General features: G+C 60.0%; 15 protein-coding genes. 12 read left to right on the top strand and 3 right to left on the bottom strand.

Annotated features, from left to right (window positions below; all coding sequences use genetic code 11):
• The 10 genes from tssC (at position 1) to ACYZTW_RS14225 (ending at position 11,929) form a co-directional block, all read left to right on the top strand.
• Positions 1 to 1,482, top strand: coding sequence for a type VI secretion system contractile sheath large subunit (gene tssC, locus ACYZTW_RS14270; RefSeq protein WP_462005413.1), 1,482 nt, complete (start codon positions 1 to 3; stop codon positions 1,480 to 1,482).
• 165 nt (positions 1,483 to 1,647) lie between these two features.
• The gene (locus ACYZTW_RS14265; RefSeq protein WP_462005412.1) at positions 1,648 to 2,145 is read left to right on the top strand and encodes an Hcp family type VI secretion system effector; all 498 of its coding nucleotides are present in this window, start codon (positions 1,648 to 1,650) and stop codon (positions 2,143 to 2,145) included.
• A 15-nt stretch (positions 2,146 to 2,160) separates the two neighbouring features.
• Positions 2,161 to 2,604, top strand: a complete 444-nt coding sequence (tssE, locus tag ACYZTW_RS14260; RefSeq protein ID WP_462005411.1) for a type VI secretion system baseplate subunit TssE — start codon at positions 2,161 to 2,163, stop codon at positions 2,602 to 2,604.
• Positions 2,588 to 4,381, top strand: a complete 1,794-nt coding sequence (gene tssF / locus ACYZTW_RS14255; protein WP_462005410.1) for a type VI secretion system baseplate subunit TssF — start codon at positions 2,588 to 2,590, stop codon at positions 4,379 to 4,381. The genes tssE and tssF overlap by 17 nt, the downstream gene beginning before the upstream one ends.
• The gene (gene tssG, locus ACYZTW_RS14250) at positions 4,345 to 5,370 is read left to right on the top strand and encodes a type VI secretion system baseplate subunit TssG (RefSeq protein WP_462005409.1); all 1,026 of its coding nucleotides are present in this window, start codon (positions 4,345 to 4,347) and stop codon (positions 5,368 to 5,370) included. Before tssF ends, tssG begins: the two co-directional genes overlap by 37 nt.
• A 2-nt stretch (positions 5,371 to 5,372) precedes the next feature.
• A complete protein-coding gene (gene tssH / locus ACYZTW_RS14245; RefSeq protein WP_462005408.1) occupies positions 5,373 to 7,916 on the top strand; it encodes a type VI secretion system ATPase TssH in 2,544 nt (847 codons plus the stop codon).
• Between the two features lie 77 nt (positions 7,917 to 7,993).
• The gene (locus ACYZTW_RS14240; RefSeq protein ID WP_462005407.1) at positions 7,994 to 8,482 is read left to right on the top strand and encodes a hypothetical protein; all 489 of its coding nucleotides are present in this window, start codon (positions 7,994 to 7,996) and stop codon (positions 8,480 to 8,482) included.
• Positions 8,483 to 8,608: 126 nt separating this feature from the next.
• Positions 8,609 to 9,277: a hypothetical protein gene (locus ACYZTW_RS14235; protein WP_462005406.1), complete on the top strand. Its 669-nt coding sequence runs from the start codon at positions 8,609 to 8,611 to the stop codon at positions 9,275 to 9,277.
• An 85-nt stretch (positions 9,278 to 9,362) separates the two neighbouring features.
• Positions 9,363 to 11,372, top strand: coding sequence for a type VI secretion system Vgr family protein (locus ACYZTW_RS14230; RefSeq protein WP_462005405.1), 2,010 nt, complete (start codon positions 9,363 to 9,365; stop codon positions 11,370 to 11,372).
• Between the two features lie 14 nt (positions 11,373 to 11,386).
• Complete coding sequence (locus tag ACYZTW_RS14225; RefSeq protein ID WP_462005404.1) at positions 11,387 to 11,929, top strand: toxin-antitoxin system YwqK family antitoxin; 543 nt, start codon at positions 11,387 to 11,389, stop codon at positions 11,927 to 11,929.
• 170 nt (positions 11,930 to 12,099) lie between these two features.
• Here the strand turns inward: ACYZTW_RS14225 and ACYZTW_RS14220 are convergent, their stop codons facing one another.
• A complete protein-coding gene (locus ACYZTW_RS14220) occupies positions 12,100 to 12,492 on the bottom strand; it encodes a DUF4280 domain-containing protein (protein WP_462005403.1) in 393 nt (130 codons plus the stop codon).
• A 190-nt stretch (positions 12,493 to 12,682) separates the two neighbouring features.
• Here ACYZTW_RS14220 and ACYZTW_RS14215 point away from each other — a divergent pair, with 190 nt between their 5' ends.
• Complete coding sequence (locus ACYZTW_RS14215; protein ID WP_462005402.1) at positions 12,683 to 13,750, top strand: phosphotransferase family protein; 1,068 nt, start codon at positions 12,683 to 12,685, stop codon at positions 13,748 to 13,750.
• Between the two features lie 33 nt (positions 13,751 to 13,783).
• Positions 13,784 to 14,551 carry an SDR family oxidoreductase gene (locus ACYZTW_RS14210; RefSeq protein WP_462005401.1) on the top strand — a complete coding sequence of 256 codons (768 nt, stop codon included), beginning with the start codon at positions 13,784 to 13,786 and terminating at the stop codon, positions 14,549 to 14,551.
• A gap of 164 nt (positions 14,552 to 14,715) precedes the next feature.
• Here the strand turns inward: ACYZTW_RS14210 and ACYZTW_RS14205 are convergent, their stop codons facing one another.
• A complete protein-coding gene (locus ACYZTW_RS14205; protein WP_462005400.1) occupies positions 14,716 to 15,081 on the bottom strand; it encodes a hypothetical protein in 366 nt (121 codons plus the stop codon).
• Positions 15,081 to 15,494, bottom strand: a complete 414-nt coding sequence (locus tag ACYZTW_RS14200; protein WP_462005399.1) for a hypothetical protein — start codon at positions 15,492 to 15,494, stop codon at positions 15,081 to 15,083. The genes ACYZTW_RS14205 and ACYZTW_RS14200 overlap by 1 nt, the downstream gene beginning before the upstream one ends.
• Positions 15,495 to 15,593 lie beyond the last annotated feature (99 nt).

Genomic DNA, 15,593 nt, shown 5'->3' with positions numbered 1-15,593 from the left:
ATGCCCGCTTCAGCCGCCTCCAAAATCAGTGAAAGCACCACGGAAAGTCTGTCCCTGCTAGACCGCATCATCGCCGAAGGCCGCATGGCCCATGACGACAGCCAACAGGACTATGCCCGCGACATGCTCGCGGAATTCGCCACCCAGGTTCTCGACGAAGGCATGGCCATCGACAAGGACACCGTGGCGATGATCAACGACCGCATCAGCCAGATCGACGAGCTGATCAGCGCTCAGCTCAACGAGGTGTTGCACCATCCGGACCTGCAAAAACTCGAGGCCTCCTGGCGTGGCCTGCACCTGCTGGTGCAGAACACCGAAACCAGTTCCCGGCTGAAACTGCGCCTGCTCAACGTGACGCAGAAAGAGCTGCAGAACGATCTGGAGAAAGCCGTCGAGTTCGACCAGAGTGCGCTGTTCAAAAAGATCTACGAAGAAGAATACGGCACCTTCGGCGGCCACCCGTTCAGCCTGCTGGTGGGTGATTACACCTTCGGCCGGCACCCGCAGGACATTGGCCTGCTGGAGAAACTGTCGAACGTCGCCGCGGCTGCGCACGCACCGTTCATTGCCGCCGCCAGCCCAAGGTTGTTCGACATGAACAGCTTCACCGAGCTGGCCGTGCCGCGTGACCTGTCGAAAGTCTTCGAGAGTCAGGAGCTGATCAAATGGCGCTCCTTCCGCGAAAGCGAAGATTCGCGCTACGTCTCGCTGGTGCTGCCGCATTTCCTGCTGCGCCTGCCTTACGGCCCGGAAACCTCGCCGGTGGAAGGCATCAATTACATCGAAGACGTCAACGGCAGCGACCACGGCAAGTACCTGTGGGGTAACGCCGCCTGGGCCTTGTCGCAACGCATCACCGAGGCCTTCGCCAAGTACGGCTGGTGCGCGGCAATTCGCGGAGCCGAAGGCGGTGGCGCGGTCGAAGGCCTGCCGGCCCATACCTTCCGCACCAGTTCAGGCGATTTGTCACTCAAATGCCCGACCGAAGTGGCGATCACCGACCGCCGGGAAAAAGAGCTCAACGACCTCGGCTTCATCGCCCTGTGCCACAAGAAAAACAGCGACGTGGCGGTGTTCTTCGGTGGCCAGACCACCAACAAGTCCAAGCTTTACAACACCAACGAGGCCAACGCCAACGCACGGATTTCGGCGATGTTGCCGTACGTGCTCGCCGCCTCGCGTTTCGCGCACTACCTGAAGGTGATCATGCGCGACAAGGTCGGCAGCTTCATGACCCGCGACAACGTGCAGACCTACCTCAACAACTGGATCGCCGACTACGTGCTGATCAACGACAACGCGCCGCAAGAGATCAAGGCGCAGTACCCGTTGCGTGAAGCCCGGGTAGATGTGACCGAGGTTGCCGGAAAACCGGGCGCCTACAAGGCCACGGTGTTCCTGCGACCACACTTCCAGCTCGAAGAGCTGACCGCGTCGATCCGCCTGGTCGCGACCCTGCCGCCACCGGTAGCTGCCTGATCACCGAAAACTGTGGCGAGGGAGCTTGCACCCGCTGGACTGCGTAGCAGTCCCATTTTTAGGGCCGCTTCGCGCCCCAGCGGGAGCAAGCTCCCTCGCCACAGGTTCAGTGTTCGACTCGACAGCTCATTTGCCTAATCTGAATTTCTTCAGGAGTTTCATGCGATGGATGCAATCATTCTCGACCTCGGCGGCGACATCAAAGGCGACAGTCTGCTCGAGGGCTACGCGGACAAAATCGAAGTCATGTCCTACAGCCACAACGTGGCCATGCAGGTAACCAACGACGTCAGCAACTCGGAACGGACCTCCGGCAAGCCACACATCGGCGAGTTCACCCTGACCAAATTCGTCGACAGTTCCACCCCGTCACTCAACGAGTATTGCTGCGCCGGCAAACCGATCCCGGAAGCCAAGATCACCATCGGCCGCAACGCCGCCGAAGGCAGTGGTCAGCTGATGCCGTTCATCATTTACACCCTGACCAACGTGGTGCTGTCCAACGTCAGTGTCAGTGGTGGCGCGGGTGGCAAACCGGTGGAAACCCTTTCCCTGAACTTCACCAAAATCAAATGGGAACTCACCGCCCAGAAAGACGACGGCACCAAGGAAGGTACGGCCGCCTCGACCTGGGACATGGCTGCCAACAAGCTCGTCAAGTAAGCGGACGCGTCGGCCATGGCAGGCACCGGCATGCTCCCACCGTTGTTCGAGCGACTCGCCTCAAGTGAGGTCGACACCGTGCAGGTGTTCGACCGCCAGGGGTTGCTCGACTCGGTCCGCACGGAGTTGCTGCGCTTGTTCAACACCCGGCGCGGCCGACGCCCGCTGACCTCCCCACCGAGCATTCTCGACTACGGCATCGCTGACTGGACTGCATTGCAACAGCAGCGCAGCGATGACCGTCGTCAGTTGGCGCGGGAAGTACGCGAGGCCATCAACCATTTCGAACCGCGCCTGCGCTTGGGCGAAATTCAGGTCGATCCGGTGCCCGGTCATCCGCAGCAACTGTGCATTCGCCTGGTCGGTGAGTTGCGCAGCGGCCAGCAGCACTGGCCCGTGGCATTTGTCATCGAGAGGGCCAGCGATGGCCTTGAGGTGCGTCATGAGCGACTCGATTGACCCGCAACTGCTCGACTACTACCAGCGCGAACTGACCTGGCTGCGCCACGCCGGAAGCATTTTCGCCGAGCGTTACCCCAAGGTCGCCCGGCGCCTGGAACTGGCACCCGGCGAATGCCCCGACCCGCATGTCGAACGGCTGCTGGAAGGTTTTGCGCTGCTGGCGGCGCGCCTGCAACGACGGCTCGATGACGACTACGCCGAATTCAGCGATGCCTTGCTGGAACAACTTTACCCCTTGGCCATGCGCCCGCTGCCGTCCTGCGCGATCGTGCAGTTCGAGCCGGACCCGAGCAAAGGCAATCTGGCTGGCGGCTATCCATTGCCACGGGACACACCGTTATTTGTCACCACCAGCAAGGGCGAAAGCATCCACTTTCGCACCAGTGCAGCCGTTCGATTGTGGCCGGTGGAAATCAACGAAGCGTTGCTGCTGGGCAGCGACGAAGCCCAAGCCCTGACCGGTGTGCCCCAGGCCCGTTCGGCGTTGCGCCTGAGTCTGCGTTGCCTGGGTGAAAGCCAATGGTCGGAGCTGAGCATCCAGCATCTGCGCATCCATTTGGCCGCGTCCCCGGTGATTAATGCCTGCCTGTATGACCTGCTTGGCGCCCACGCCGTGAAGGTGTTGGCCGGGCCGGCGGGCAGCGTGCCGTCGGTGTTGGCAGGGCTGCCTGAGATCGTCGGGTTTGCCAGCGACGAAGTCCTGCTGCCGGACGAGGACGGTGTGCATCCCGGCATGCGCCTGCTCGCCGAGTACTTTGCCTTCGCGGACAAATTCAACTTCTTTGACCTGCCACTGGCCGGCGCCAGCAGCGACAGCCAGACGCTGTTTCTTTACATCGTCTTCGACCGCCCGCCGACCCATCGCATGCACCTTCAGGCCAGCGACATCGCCCTCGGTTGCGCGCCGGTGATCAACCTGTTCCCGCGTACCTCCGAGCCCCTGCGCCCGGACGGCACCCGCAGCGAGTACCGCCTGGTGGCCGACAGTCACCGGGAAAACAGTGTCGAGATCCATAGCATCCGCGCGGTGCGCGCCACCACCCGCCAAGGCGTGCAACGGGTGCCGGCCTATTACGGCAGCCAGCATGGTGGCGGCGATAAACAGTGCTACTGGCATGCACGACGGGTCAGCGGCATGACCCCGAATCGGCTGGGCACCGACGTGTTGGTGAGCTTGGTGGACACCCGGCTCGACCCACTTTCCGAGGCCGTCGAATACAGCCTCACCGCCGAGTTGCTGTGCACCAATCGACACTTGGCCCAGAGCCTTCCGGCAGGCACGCCGTTGGGTTTTGAGCGACCGGGGCCGGTGGCCTGGGCACGCCTGCGCAACCCGCCGAGTCCACAAAGTTTGCCGCGACTGGAGGGTGAATCGCGCTGGCGGCTGGTGTCGCAACTGACCCTCAATCATTTGTCGCTGGTCGAAGGACCGCAGGCGCTGGATGCGCTCAAGGAAATTCTCCAGCTGCACAACCTGCGTGACGAGGCCAGCGCCTTGCGGCAGATCGAGGGTTTGCTGAGCCTTGGCTGCGAGCGAGTGATCGGCCATGTCGGCGAAGACGCCTGGCGCGGTTGGCGCAATGGGTTGGAAGTGAGTTTGCAACTTGATTCGCAGCATTTTGTCGGCAGCAGCGCGGTGTTGTTTTCGGGCGTGCTGGCGCAATTCTTTTCACTGTATGCCACGGCCAATCGCTTCGTGCGCACGGTCCTGGTCCAGTCAGACAAGGAGGTGAAAACATGGCAACCCCAAGCCGGCATGCCACTCTCCCTCTGAACCTGAGTGAAAAACTACGACGCGATCCGCAAGCGTTTGAACTGTTGCAGGCGCTCTTGCTGCTGGAGCGTGAACATCCGCAAGCCGAATCCCTCGGTAGCGGCACCTCACCCCAGGCGGAAGCCATTCGCCTGCGCGGGCCGTTGACGCCGTTGTTTGCCGCCAGCGAAATCGAAAGCCTGACCCAGCAACCCGGCGAGCGTCCGATCCTCAGCACACCGGTGTTCGGCCTCGGTGGCCCTGACGGTCCCCTGCCCTACGCCTATCAGGAATGGCTGCAACAACGGGCTCGAGCCAAGGATCATGCACCGGCCGAGTTCCTCGACCTGTTCCAGCATCGCTTGCTGAGCCTGTTGTACAAGGTGATGCGCAAACACCGGATTGCCGTGGGGTTCACCGTCCCCGGCGCCTCGGCGGTTCAGGCTCAGTTGAGGGCGCTGACCGGGTTGTTGCCCAAATCTTTGCAAGAACGCCAAGCCGTGCCCGACTCTGCCGTGCTGGCGTGTAGCGCGCTGTTCGCCGACGGGCGCCGCTCCCTCGCCGGTTTCGCTGCCATCGTGCGCGAGCACTTCGAACTGCCGGTGGAACTCAGCGCCTACGAAGGCGCTTGGCGCGAGATCCCGCCCGCCAGCCGCAGCCGCATGATCCCGGGCGGGCGCAACCTGCAACTGGGCCGCACGGCGGTGGCCGGCACTCGGGTCTGGGATGAGCATGCCGGCTATCGCCTGACCCTTGGCCCGTTGACCTCGGCCCAGGCTGCGCGGTTTTTGCCGGATGGCGAATCGCACCCGGCGCTGGCCAGCCTCAGCGCGCTGTATTTCGGCCCGGATCTGGATTGCACCCTGGTGTTGCTGGTGCGCGGCGCAGGCCCGATGAAACTCGGTCGCGAGGCGCCGCCGCTGCTCAGCTGGAACGGCGGTTTGCAACGTCAGACCAGCCTCGCCGTGCAACGCATCGAAACCCGTCTTCGTCAGCTGGAGATTACCTGAACATGGAACTGGCCAGCCTGATCGGACGCCTCAACCCGGACAACCGCCGCGCCCTGGAACGGGCAGCGCAACGCTGTCTGCAACGGGGTCATCACTACGTCGAAATCGAGCATTTGTTGCTGGAGTTGCTGGACATCGAGGGCGGTGACTTTGCCTGGCTGCTGCCACGCTTCGGCCTGGAGCGCGACGCCCTGACCGCAGAAATCAACAAGGCGCTGGAGCTGTTCAAATCCGGCAGCACCCGCACTCCAGCGCTGTCGACGCACACCACCGGGCTGCTGGAAGATGCGGTGGTCCAGGCCAGCGTATTGGGACTGGACAGCATTCGCTCGGGCTTGCTGCTACTCGCTTTGATCGACCGTGATGAACGCCGCAGCCTGCTGCTCAACAGTGCTTCATCGCTGTTGAAGATTCCCCGGGAGGCGTTGCGTAGCAACCTGCTGGAATGGACCGAAAGCTCTCGCGAGCACGTCGGCGGTACGCGTCCAGTCGTGGCTGGCCATTCAGCGCCAAAACAGGATTCAGTGCTCGATCAGTACACTCAGGACCTGACTGCCGATGCCCACGCCGGGCGTATCGACCCTATCGTCGGGCGCGATGGCGAGATCCGTCAGTGCATCGACATCTTGCTGCGGCGTCGGCAGAACAACCCGATCCTGGTGGGGGCTCCGGGTGTCGGTAAAACCGCCGTGGTCGAAGGCCTGGCCCTGCGCATCGCCGCCGGGGACGTGCCGCCGTCGTTGCAGGAAGTCAGCCTGCGGGTGCTCGACCTCGGGCTGTTGCAGGCCGGTGCCGGGGTCAAGGGCGAGTTCGAACAGCGACTCAAAGGCGTGATCGACGCCGTGCGCAGCGCGGAAAAACCGATCATTTTGTTTATCGACGAAGCCCACACCCTGATCGGCGCCGGTGGCGCAGAAGGTGGCAGCGACGCAGCCAACCTGCTGAAACCGGCTCTGGCCCGCGGCGAGTTGCGCACCCTGGCCGCCACCACGTGGCTGGAGTACAAAAAATACTTCGAGAAAGACCCGGCCCTCGCCCGGCGTTTTCAGCTGGTGCAAGTCGAGGAACCGGATGAAATCACCGCCGTGGAAATGCTCCGCGGCGTTGCCGCCAAACTGGAACAGCATCACGGTGTGCAAGTGCTGGACGCCGCGATTCATGAAGCGGTGAAACTGTCCCATCGCTACATTTCCGGACGCCAATTGCCGGACAAGGCCATCAGCGTGCTCGACACCGCGTGCGCCCGGGTTGCCCTCGGCCAGCACGACGTGCCGCCGCCGTTGGAAAGCCTGCGTCATCGCCAGAACAGCCTCAAGGATGAAGTCGAACGCCTGCGTCGCGAACAGGCCACCGGGCTCGATCACCGTGAACGCATCACCCTGCTGGAAACCGAATCCGTCGCCAATGTGCAGGCCATTCGCGAACTGGAAGTGCGCTGGAATGAAGAACGGGTCGCCGTGCGCGAACTGCTGGAAACCCGCCGCGAGTTGCTCTCCTTGAGCGAACGCGCCGACAGCGACAAACCGGACGAAGGCACCGACAGCCGCATCGATCACCTGGCCGCCGAACTGGTGCGGCTGGAAGCCGGACTCGACGCGATTCGCCAGGACGACCCACTGGTGCCGGAACAGGTCGACACCAAAACCGTCGCCGCCGTGATCGCCGGCTGGACCGGCATCCCGGTGGGCAAAATGCTCGCCGATGAAGCTCACGCCGTGCGCACCCTCGGCCAGCGTATGGGCCAACGGGTGATGGGCCAAAGCATCGCCCTAGGCACCATCGCCCAGCGCTTGCAAGCCTACCGCGCCGGCCTCACCGACCCGCAGAAACCGGTCGGCGTGTTCCTGCTGGTCGGCCCCACCGGCGTCGGCAAAACCGAAACCGCTTACGCCTTGGCCGATGCGTTGTATGGCGGCGAACGCAACCTGATCAGCATCAACCTTTCCGAATACCAGGAAGCCCACACCGTCAGCCAACTCAAAGGCGCCCCGCCCGGCTACGTCGGTTATGGCAGCGGTGGCGTGCTGACGGAAGCGGTGCGGCGCAAACCGTATTCGGTGGTGCTGCTCGATGAAATCGAAAAGGCCCACCCGGATGTGCTGGAGGCTTTTTATAACGTCTTCGATAAAGGCGTGATGGAGGACGGGACCGGGTTGGTGGTGGATTTCAAAAACACCGTGATGCTCGCCACCAGTAATGTTGGGGCTGAGTTGTTGCTCGATACGCCGGTGGCGCAACTCGGTACAGATGCCTTCAACGAAGCGCTGCACAAGGTGTTGCTGCAAGCATTTCGCCCGGCGTTTCTGGCGCGCATGACGGTGGTCGCGTATCGACCGCTGGATGAGGCGACGCTGGAAGGGATTGTGTTGGCGAAGCTGGAGAAATTGCGCGGACGGTATAAGGCAGCGACCGGGAAACAGTTTGAGTTTGATGCCGGGATTGTGCAGGCGGTATTGGCCAAGTGCAGTGCCGCGGGTGCACGGGATGTTGAAAATGTGTTGATGACGCAAGTGACAGGGAAGTTGGCGGAGTGGGTGTTGGAGTAAGCACTGTTTTCACCCCCACATGCGCAAGGACAGACCCGGACATTGAGTAACTGTATTCCCCACAAAAGGATGATGTGATGCCCAGCGGACACCGAACTGATCTCGATCTAGCGAACGTCAAAACCAAGGTAGACAAAGCGCTCACCTACATCAGGGCCCAGCTATTGAAGATCGAACGTCGCCTAAGAGCCCGCACCGTTATCTTTCTGGGCGAGAGTCACGTCAATGACATTGACAAAGCGATCAATATTTCGCTTGTCGCCACGCCTCCCTTGATAAACGCGGGCACTACTCGAGTCATTTACGAGCGTCTGCTGGATGAAAGATATGAAGCAGGCACCAGTACAGCGGTGGACTGCAAGAAAGAAAAAATCGACCTTGAAGCCACACCCCTCAAGAGGAGCGAGCGCATGGCAGCGATGATTGAGCATGCCTTCGTGGAAGATGGAAAGACGCTGGTGTATGTGGTGTGCGGCAGCAGGCATGGCCCTGAAATTTTCACTGCCCTGGACAAAATCTGCAGCGCGGATTTTTCATACGTTATCAAGCCATCGGTGACTGACTGAAATAGTGGTAAAGAAGACAGCGCTCAAGGTCGCACTCCCTTGATAGGAAAGGAGAGTAGCGAAAAATAGAGATGTCCCCTTTCAACCTGGCAAGACGGCCTTAACGAAGAAAGACGGAGGTGAACAATGTCATTCGACGATCTGGATGTATCCCATCGCTTTAATACGGCAGTTAACACTACTGCCGCGCGATTCACGGCTAACCCTGTTGTTGATGCCTATGACCACGCGGCCTATACCGTCGGATTGAAGGCTGCCGTGGCTGGCTACGCCGCGGCAGTAACCGGCGCGATTAATGTCGACCCAAGAATTGTTACTGCGCAAAATCAAAACACCCGTGCTCAGGCCCCCAACTGGGGAACCGTAACTGCATGGCTTGCGGCGGGAAGCACTGCATATTGGGTACATTTTTTCAGCAACAACATGCCAGTCGCAGCAGCCTACCGTTGCTATGTCTGCTGCAATCTTGCCGATACCGGTAACATGCTTACCGCACTGCTCGGGGCCTATGCAGGGGGACGCACCCTCTATTTCAAAGTGGCCACACATGATGAGGCGACGATGCGTAACGATACCATCGTGTCTTGGCATGACACTTTGCAGGATGCGGTGCTATGGGCCAATACCGCTAGCGCAAACCTCGGTTGGCTCAATGGTCGCGCACCGGGCGGAACCTTTGGCGGTGTTCTGACCGACTCAGTCGGGATTGACGCAGAAGTTGCGGGACAGACTTCAACCAACAAAATTGCGGAAACGGCCAGGGACAAGGTTATACGAAACAATCCCTACGTCTAAGTCACAGGAGAAAAGGGAAAGGGGCTAGGGGAGGATGTATTTCCATGTCGCCACACATTCATTGATCACTGCTTGAGGTTGCTCAATGCCCCGCACCACCGACAGCAATACAAGCCTTTCCCTCACTGCCTCATCGCTGTCGGCGCTTTACCCTGAGTCGCTGTCCGGTGAGGAATCCCTCAATTCACTCGGGTCGCAAACCCTCAACGGCCTCAATGACGGCACCTCGCTCACATTGACCACCGCCGTGGCCACCCACGTCACCACCACACTGCACAACGACGCCCTGCTCCGCCCCTTCGATTCGCTGGTCGCCGAAATCCGCCAACTCCCCGCTGACGCCACCGCCGAACGTTATCAACTGGTTCTAAGGCCATGGCTCTGGTGGCTGACCCTGGCCAGCAACAACCGCGTATTCCAGAACCTCAGCACATCGGACATCGTCACCACAATTTTCAAAGCTCACGGTTTCACCGATTTCCTGCTGAAACTCACCGGCAGTTACACCCCGCGCGAGTACTGCGTGCAGTACGGAGAAACCGACTTCGCGTTCGTTTCGCGCCTTCTGGAAGAAGACGGGATTTTCTGGTTTTACACCCATGAAGACGGCAAGCACACGCTGGTGCTGGGAGACAGTAACGATGCATTTGCGCCGATCCCCAATGGACCGGAGGTGAATTACGTCGGCCAGCAAATCGGTGAGCGCGAACTGCATGGCATTCGCACGGGTCAGGTGTGCCTGCAAGCGGTGGCCGGGGTTTATCGGGCGACGGATTACGAGTTCACCACCCCGACCACTTCGCTCTACAGCCAGGCCGAAGCGGTGGCCGGGCCGCGGTCGATGTACGAGCATCCCGGGAGCTACAACGCCAAGGCTCGGGGTGATGCGTTGACCAAGCAGCGAGTGGACAGCCTGCGCAGTCAGGAGAAGCGTTTTGTTGGTGAGAGTGACTGTCGCTGGCTGGTGCCCGGCCATTGGTTCACCCTCGCCGGCCACGATGACGCGACGCTGAATATTGATTGGGTGGTGACAGCGGTCACTCACGAAGCCAGCCACGACAGCTACCAAAATCGCTTCGAAGCGATCCCCAAAGCCGCACCGTTCCGGCCGCAGCGAACCACACCAAAACCGCGAATGCACACCCAGACCGCTATCGTCGTCGGCAAGTCCGGCGAAGAAATCTGGACCGACGAATACGGCCGCATAAAGTTGCAGTTCCCTTGGGACCGCGATGGCAAGAACGATGAAACCAGTTCCTGCTGGGTCCGGGTGGTGCTGCCCTGGAGCGGCAAGGGTTTCGGCATGCAGTTCGTCCCGCGCATCGGCCAGGAAGTGATCGTGACCTTTATCGATGGCGATCCGGACCGGCCACTGGTGACCGGTTGCGTCTACAACGGTGACAACGCCCTGCCCTATGCGTTGCCGGCGAACCAGACCCAGTCCGGGATCAAGACCCAATCGTCCAAGGGTGGCGGTGGTTTCAACGAGTTGCGCTTCGAGGACAAGAAGGACGCCGAAGAGGTGTTTCTCCAGGCGCAGAAAGATTTCAAGATCAACGTACTCAACGACACCACCGCCACCGTCGGCCACGACGAAACCCTGACGGTGCAGAACGCCCGCACCCGCACGGTGAAAGAAGGCGACGAGACCGTGACCCTGGAGAAAGGCAAGCGCAGCGTGACGATCCAGACCGGCAGCGACAGCCTCGACGTGAAGGACAGCCGCACGGTGACGGTCGGTGCCGACCAGACTCACAGCACCGGCGGTAATTACGAACACAAGGTCACCGGCGATTACAGCCTGACCGTGGACGGCAACCTGACGATCAAGGTGACCGGCACCCTGACCCTGCAAAGCGGCGGCAGCTTTTCGATCAAGAGCGGCGCGGACCTGGCGGCCGAGGCCAGTACTTCGGTCAGCCAAAAGGCTGGAACATCTTTGAGTAATACGGCCGGGACTTCACTGACCAATAAGGCCGGCACCACGCTGACCAACGATGCGGGGGTTAGTCTGATGAACAAGGGCGGTGCCGAGCAGACTGTGGACGGTGGCGGCATGCTGACGATCAAGGGCGGCTTGGTGAAGGTCAACTGAGGAGGGTTACGACGATGTCATCCAGCAAAGTGGATCTGGACCGTGGTGACAGTCACATGGACGGCCGCCTGATCGATGACCAACTGGAAGGTCCGCTGCATATCAAGGAAGCCGGCCGGCCACAGGCGGATCTGAATTACAGCCAGGGCGAACTGCAAGGCACGAGTTTGCTGTATCACCCCAACGGCAAGGTGTCGGCGCAATTGCCCTATGTGCGGGACAAACTGCAGGGGGTCGCCAGTTTTTATGCGCCCGAGGGTTGGCTGCAGCGCAAGGCCAGCTACCGCCGGGGCTTGCTGCATGGGGAGGCAAGTAATTACTTCCCTGACGGACAACTGGCCGAGGCCGAGCTCTACCGCGACGGTGTGCGCGAGGGGCGTTATCAGCGCTTTCATCCCAACGGCAAACCGGCGGTTGATGCGCGTTATCTCAATGGGCAGTTGGTGGAGCCGGAACAGGGGTTTGCCAGTGATGGGCGACCGCTGGATGCCGAGGGCAAGCCAATGTCGAGAGTGCGTTGGTGGTTCAGGCGCTGGACGGATCCGGTTCAGGTGTGACTAACGATGCATATCCAGTAGCAGCTGGCGAAGCCTGCGTTCGGCTGCGCAGCAGTCGCAATCCCTACATGCACGGTTGACCTGACACTCCAAGGTGCCTGAATTCACGACTGCTGCGCAGCCGAACGCAGGCTTCGCCAGCTGCTACAACGGTTGCGGTGTTCTTCAAGTCAGGGAATCAGCATCTGCATCTGCCCCGGCATGGCGATTTTGATCACCCCCGCCCAGTTGCACATCAGGATGCTGTTGGCATCCAGGGCCGGCATGTTGCCCAACAAAACCGTTGGCGCACCGGGAAGCCACGGGGAGGCGGTAGCCGGGATGCACGGCATCGGTGTCAGCACGCCAAGCGCTGCGGCAGTGGCCGCCGCGACCATCGGGTTAGCCATACTCATGCACATGCCGAAAGGCATGACGTTTACCAACGGGATGTGATCCATGATGTTGGCCGCCGGCATGCCTCCCGTCAGCGTGCGATTCACCGGCAGCACGTTGAGCACGGCCGGCGCCGCGCCGAAGCTGCATTGCAGGGTTGCGGTGGCACAGACTTGCGGACAGCCCATTTCAAAGCTCCTTCCTGGAAGCGCTGCATCCCCTGAACCATAGCCCGCCCTGCCCGCTTTCGCACATCAGGAACGCTGATTATCCAGCAACACGCTAACCTATAAGACCGAGCCGCGCTTGTGGCACGCCCGTCTCACCATTAGATTAGCCAATGATGTCTGGCCTCCAAAATAAGCAGAAGGGATAAGCATGGCGCTTACTGATCAGTCCACCCGTATCCGCTCCGGCGAAGAACTTGATGCCAGCCTGATCGATCCGTACCTCAAGGCTCATATTCCGGGCTTGAGCGGCGTGCCTGCGATCAGCCAGTTTCCCGGCGGTGCATCGAACCTGACGTACCTGCTGGAATACCCCGAACAGGAATTCGTCCTGCGTCGCCCGCCGTTCGGCCACAAGGCCAAGTCCGCCCACGACATGGGCCGCGAATTTCGCATCCTCAATCAGCTTCGTGATGGTTTTCCGTACTGTCCGAAAGCCTACGTGCACTGCACTGACGAATCGGTGATCGGCGCCGAGTTCTATGTGATGGAGCGGGTCAAGGGGATCATCCTGCGCTCCGAACTGCCGCCGGAACTGGGTCTGGATTCGGCGAAAACCGAAGCGCTGTGCAAGAGCTTCATCGACAAATTCGTTGAGCTGCACCGGGTCGACTACAACGCCTATGGCCTGGGCGATCTAGGCAAGCCCGAAGGTTATGTCGCGCGGCAAATAAAAGGCTGGAGCGATCGCTACGAGAAAGCCCTGACCCCAGACGCGCCGAAGTGGGAAGCGGTCAAAGCCTGGCTCAACGACAAGATGCCGGCCGATCACCCGACCTCCAGCATCGTTCACAACGACTACCGCTTCGACAACGTGATCCTCGACCCGAACAACCCGATGCAGATCATCGGCGTGCTCGACTGGGAACTGACCACCCTCGGCGACCCGCTGATGGACCTGGGCAACACCCTCGCCTACTGGATCGAAGCCGACGACCCGGCACCGGTGCAATTGATGCGCCGCCAACCGAGCCACGCCCCGGGCATGCTGACCCGCCGCGAGTTTGTTGATTACTACGCCGAACGCTCAGGCATTCAGATCGACAACTTCGACTTCTACTACACCTACGGCCTGTTCCGCCTGGCCGGCATCGTGCAGCAGATCTACTACCGCTTCTTCCATGGTCAGACCCAGGACAAACGCTTCGCGCAGTTCATTCACATGAACAAACTGCTGGAGCAGATGAGTCTGCAAGTCATCTCGAAATCCAGCCTCTGATCACGCCACTGGCCCCAATAACAAGGAAAAACCATGTCCAAGACTCAGTTGTTCGACCTCGACGGCAAAATCGCATTCGTGTCTGGCGCCAGCCGTGGTATCGGTGAAGCCATCGCCAAACTGCTGGCCCAGCAAGGCGCCCACGTCATCGTCTCGAGCCGCAAACTCGACGGCTGCCAGCACGTGGCCGATGCGATCATCGCCGCCGGCGGCAAAGCCACTGCCGTTGCTTGCCACATCGGTGAAATGGAACAGATCAGCCAGGTCTTCGCCGGCATCCGCGAACAGTTCGGGCGCCTGGACATCCTGGTCAACAACGCGGCGACCAACCCGCAGTTCTGCAACGTACTGGACACCGACCTCAGCGCCTTCCAGAAAACCGTCGACGTGAACATCCGCGGCTACTTCTTCATGTCGGTGGAAGCCGGCAAGCTGATGCGCGAAAACGGCGGCGGCAGCATCATCAACGTCGCCTCCATCAACGGCATCTCGCCGGGGATCTTCCAGGGCATCTACTCTGTGACCAAAGCGGCGGTCATCAACATGACCAAAGTGTTCGCCAAGGAATGCGCGCAGTTCGGCATCCGCTGCAACGCCCTGCTGCCGGGCTTGACCGACACCAAATTTGCTTCGGCGCTGGTGAAAAACGAGGCTATTTTGAACACCGCGTTGCAACAGATTCCGCTCAAGCGTGTGGCGGATCCGAGTGAGATGGCGGGAGCGGTGTTGTATCTGGCGAGTGATGCGTCGAGCTATACGACTGGGATTTCGTTGAATGTGGATGGGGGGTTCTTGTCCTGATCCGATTTACCGGATGAACAAAAGGCAGCCTTAGGGACTAATGCCAGTCAGTTAAGCCGTAACGCGATCTGTAGCAGCTGCCGAGCCCGCGAGGCTGCGTTCGGCTGCGTAGCAGTCGTGAGTCCGGCTGACGCGGTATGCCTGACGTACCGCAATGACTGATTTTACGACTGCTTCACAGCCGAACGCAGCCTCGCGGGCTCGGCAGCTGCTACAGAGGCGGCTTCAAGCCAGAGGTAGGTCTGACGAATTTCACGCAACGCACTCTCGGTTGTGAAATCCAGGCAACGGCCCAAGTCAATCACTGCGCCAATCACAAATGGATTTTTGATAGAGCTCCGCTTTTGCGCATTAGTCGCAAAGCTCAGCGCGCGTTGCGGGTTGTTTTCCCAAAAATAGGCGCCGCGACCAAGCCAATCATAGTCATTAGTACTATCAAGTAGCGTTGCTTCGCCAGCCAGTACGCGCTCGCCAATTTCTCGTTCGCACCCATGGAAACCAAGAACAAAAGAAGGAGAAATGCAATACATCAGCGAGCCTTGGCTTCCCCATTCACACGTTCGAAAAACGCTCGAACCTTGTTCGGATCCTTGAGCATTTCTGTAGCGTATTCATCGATACGCATCGAAGCGTATGTGGCGGCTGATAGCTTGGTGCCGTTAGAACCGACCATGATCCAGCCACTCTCAGCCGCTGTTTTGTGTCCGTCGCCATCCATATTGATCCTCACTCCTGATCCACTTTTTGCAACCGCAGCTGCGATAAATCCGTATGCCTTCTCGGAATTGGTTTTGACAGTACTGGCACGACCGCTAACGATTTTTCCATTCGCCAGTCGGATGATGCCGCCATGTTGGAATCCGACAGAATCACGCACAGCCTTAGCTTCGTGACGATCACCATCAACGAAAACACAGGTTGTTTTTTCGAGATCCTTCGACATAGCCACCTCTATTCGAGCTTCGTTGCATAGCTCAAATTTGATTAATTAGTGGCCAATATAGTCTGAGGTGTATGTCCCGTCATCAAAGCCCGCGATTTG

The organism is Pseudomonas sp. LB3P25, from assembly GCF_054897985.1.
The sequence above is the reverse complement of the archived record's forward strand: the minus strand, read 5'-3'. Positions and strand labels throughout refer to the sequence as shown.

Excerpts from the sequence above, each read along its gene's own strand:
- tssC (WP_462005413.1), top strand. The coding sequence starts at position 1 with ATGCCCGCTTCAGCCGCCTCCAAAATCAGTGAAAGCACCACGGAAAGT.
- ACYZTW_RS14265 (WP_462005412.1), top strand. The coding sequence starts at position 1,648 with ATGGATGCAATCATTCTCGACCTCGGCGGCGACATCAAAGGCGACAGT.
- tssE (WP_462005411.1), top strand. The coding sequence starts at position 2,161 with ATGGCAGGCACCGGCATGCTCCCACCGTTGTTCGAGCGACTCGCCTCA.
- tssF (WP_462005410.1), top strand. The coding sequence starts at position 2,588 with ATGAGCGACTCGATTGACCCGCAACTGCTCGACTACTACCAGCGCGAA.
- tssG (WP_462005409.1), top strand. The coding sequence starts at position 4,345 with ATGGCAACCCCAAGCCGGCATGCCACTCTCCCTCTGAACCTGAGTGAA.
- tssH (WP_462005408.1), top strand. The coding sequence starts at position 5,373 with ATGGAACTGGCCAGCCTGATCGGACGCCTCAACCCGGACAACCGCCGC.
- ACYZTW_RS14240 (WP_462005407.1), top strand. The coding sequence starts at position 7,994 with ATGCCCAGCGGACACCGAACTGATCTCGATCTAGCGAACGTCAAAACC.
- ACYZTW_RS14235 (WP_462005406.1), top strand. The coding sequence starts at position 8,609 with ATGTCATTCGACGATCTGGATGTATCCCATCGCTTTAATACGGCAGTT.
- ACYZTW_RS14230 (WP_462005405.1), top strand. The coding sequence starts at position 9,363 with ATGCCCCGCACCACCGACAGCAATACAAGCCTTTCCCTCACTGCCTCA.
- ACYZTW_RS14225 (WP_462005404.1), top strand. The coding sequence starts at position 11,387 with ATGTCATCCAGCAAAGTGGATCTGGACCGTGGTGACAGTCACATGGAC.
- ACYZTW_RS14220 (WP_462005403.1), bottom strand. The coding sequence starts at position 12,492 with ATGGGCTGTCCGCAAGTCTGTGCCACCGCAACCCTGCAATGCAGCTTC.
- ACYZTW_RS14215 (WP_462005402.1), top strand. The coding sequence starts at position 12,683 with ATGGCGCTTACTGATCAGTCCACCCGTATCCGCTCCGGCGAAGAACTT.
- ACYZTW_RS14210 (WP_462005401.1), top strand. The coding sequence starts at position 13,784 with ATGTCCAAGACTCAGTTGTTCGACCTCGACGGCAAAATCGCATTCGTG.
- ACYZTW_RS14205 (WP_462005400.1), bottom strand. The coding sequence starts at position 15,081 with ATGTATTGCATTTCTCCTTCTTTTGTTCTTGGTTTCCATGGGTGCGAA.
- ACYZTW_RS14200 (WP_462005399.1), bottom strand. The coding sequence starts at position 15,494 with ATGTCGAAGGATCTCGAAAAAACAACCTGTGTTTTCGTTGATGGTGAT.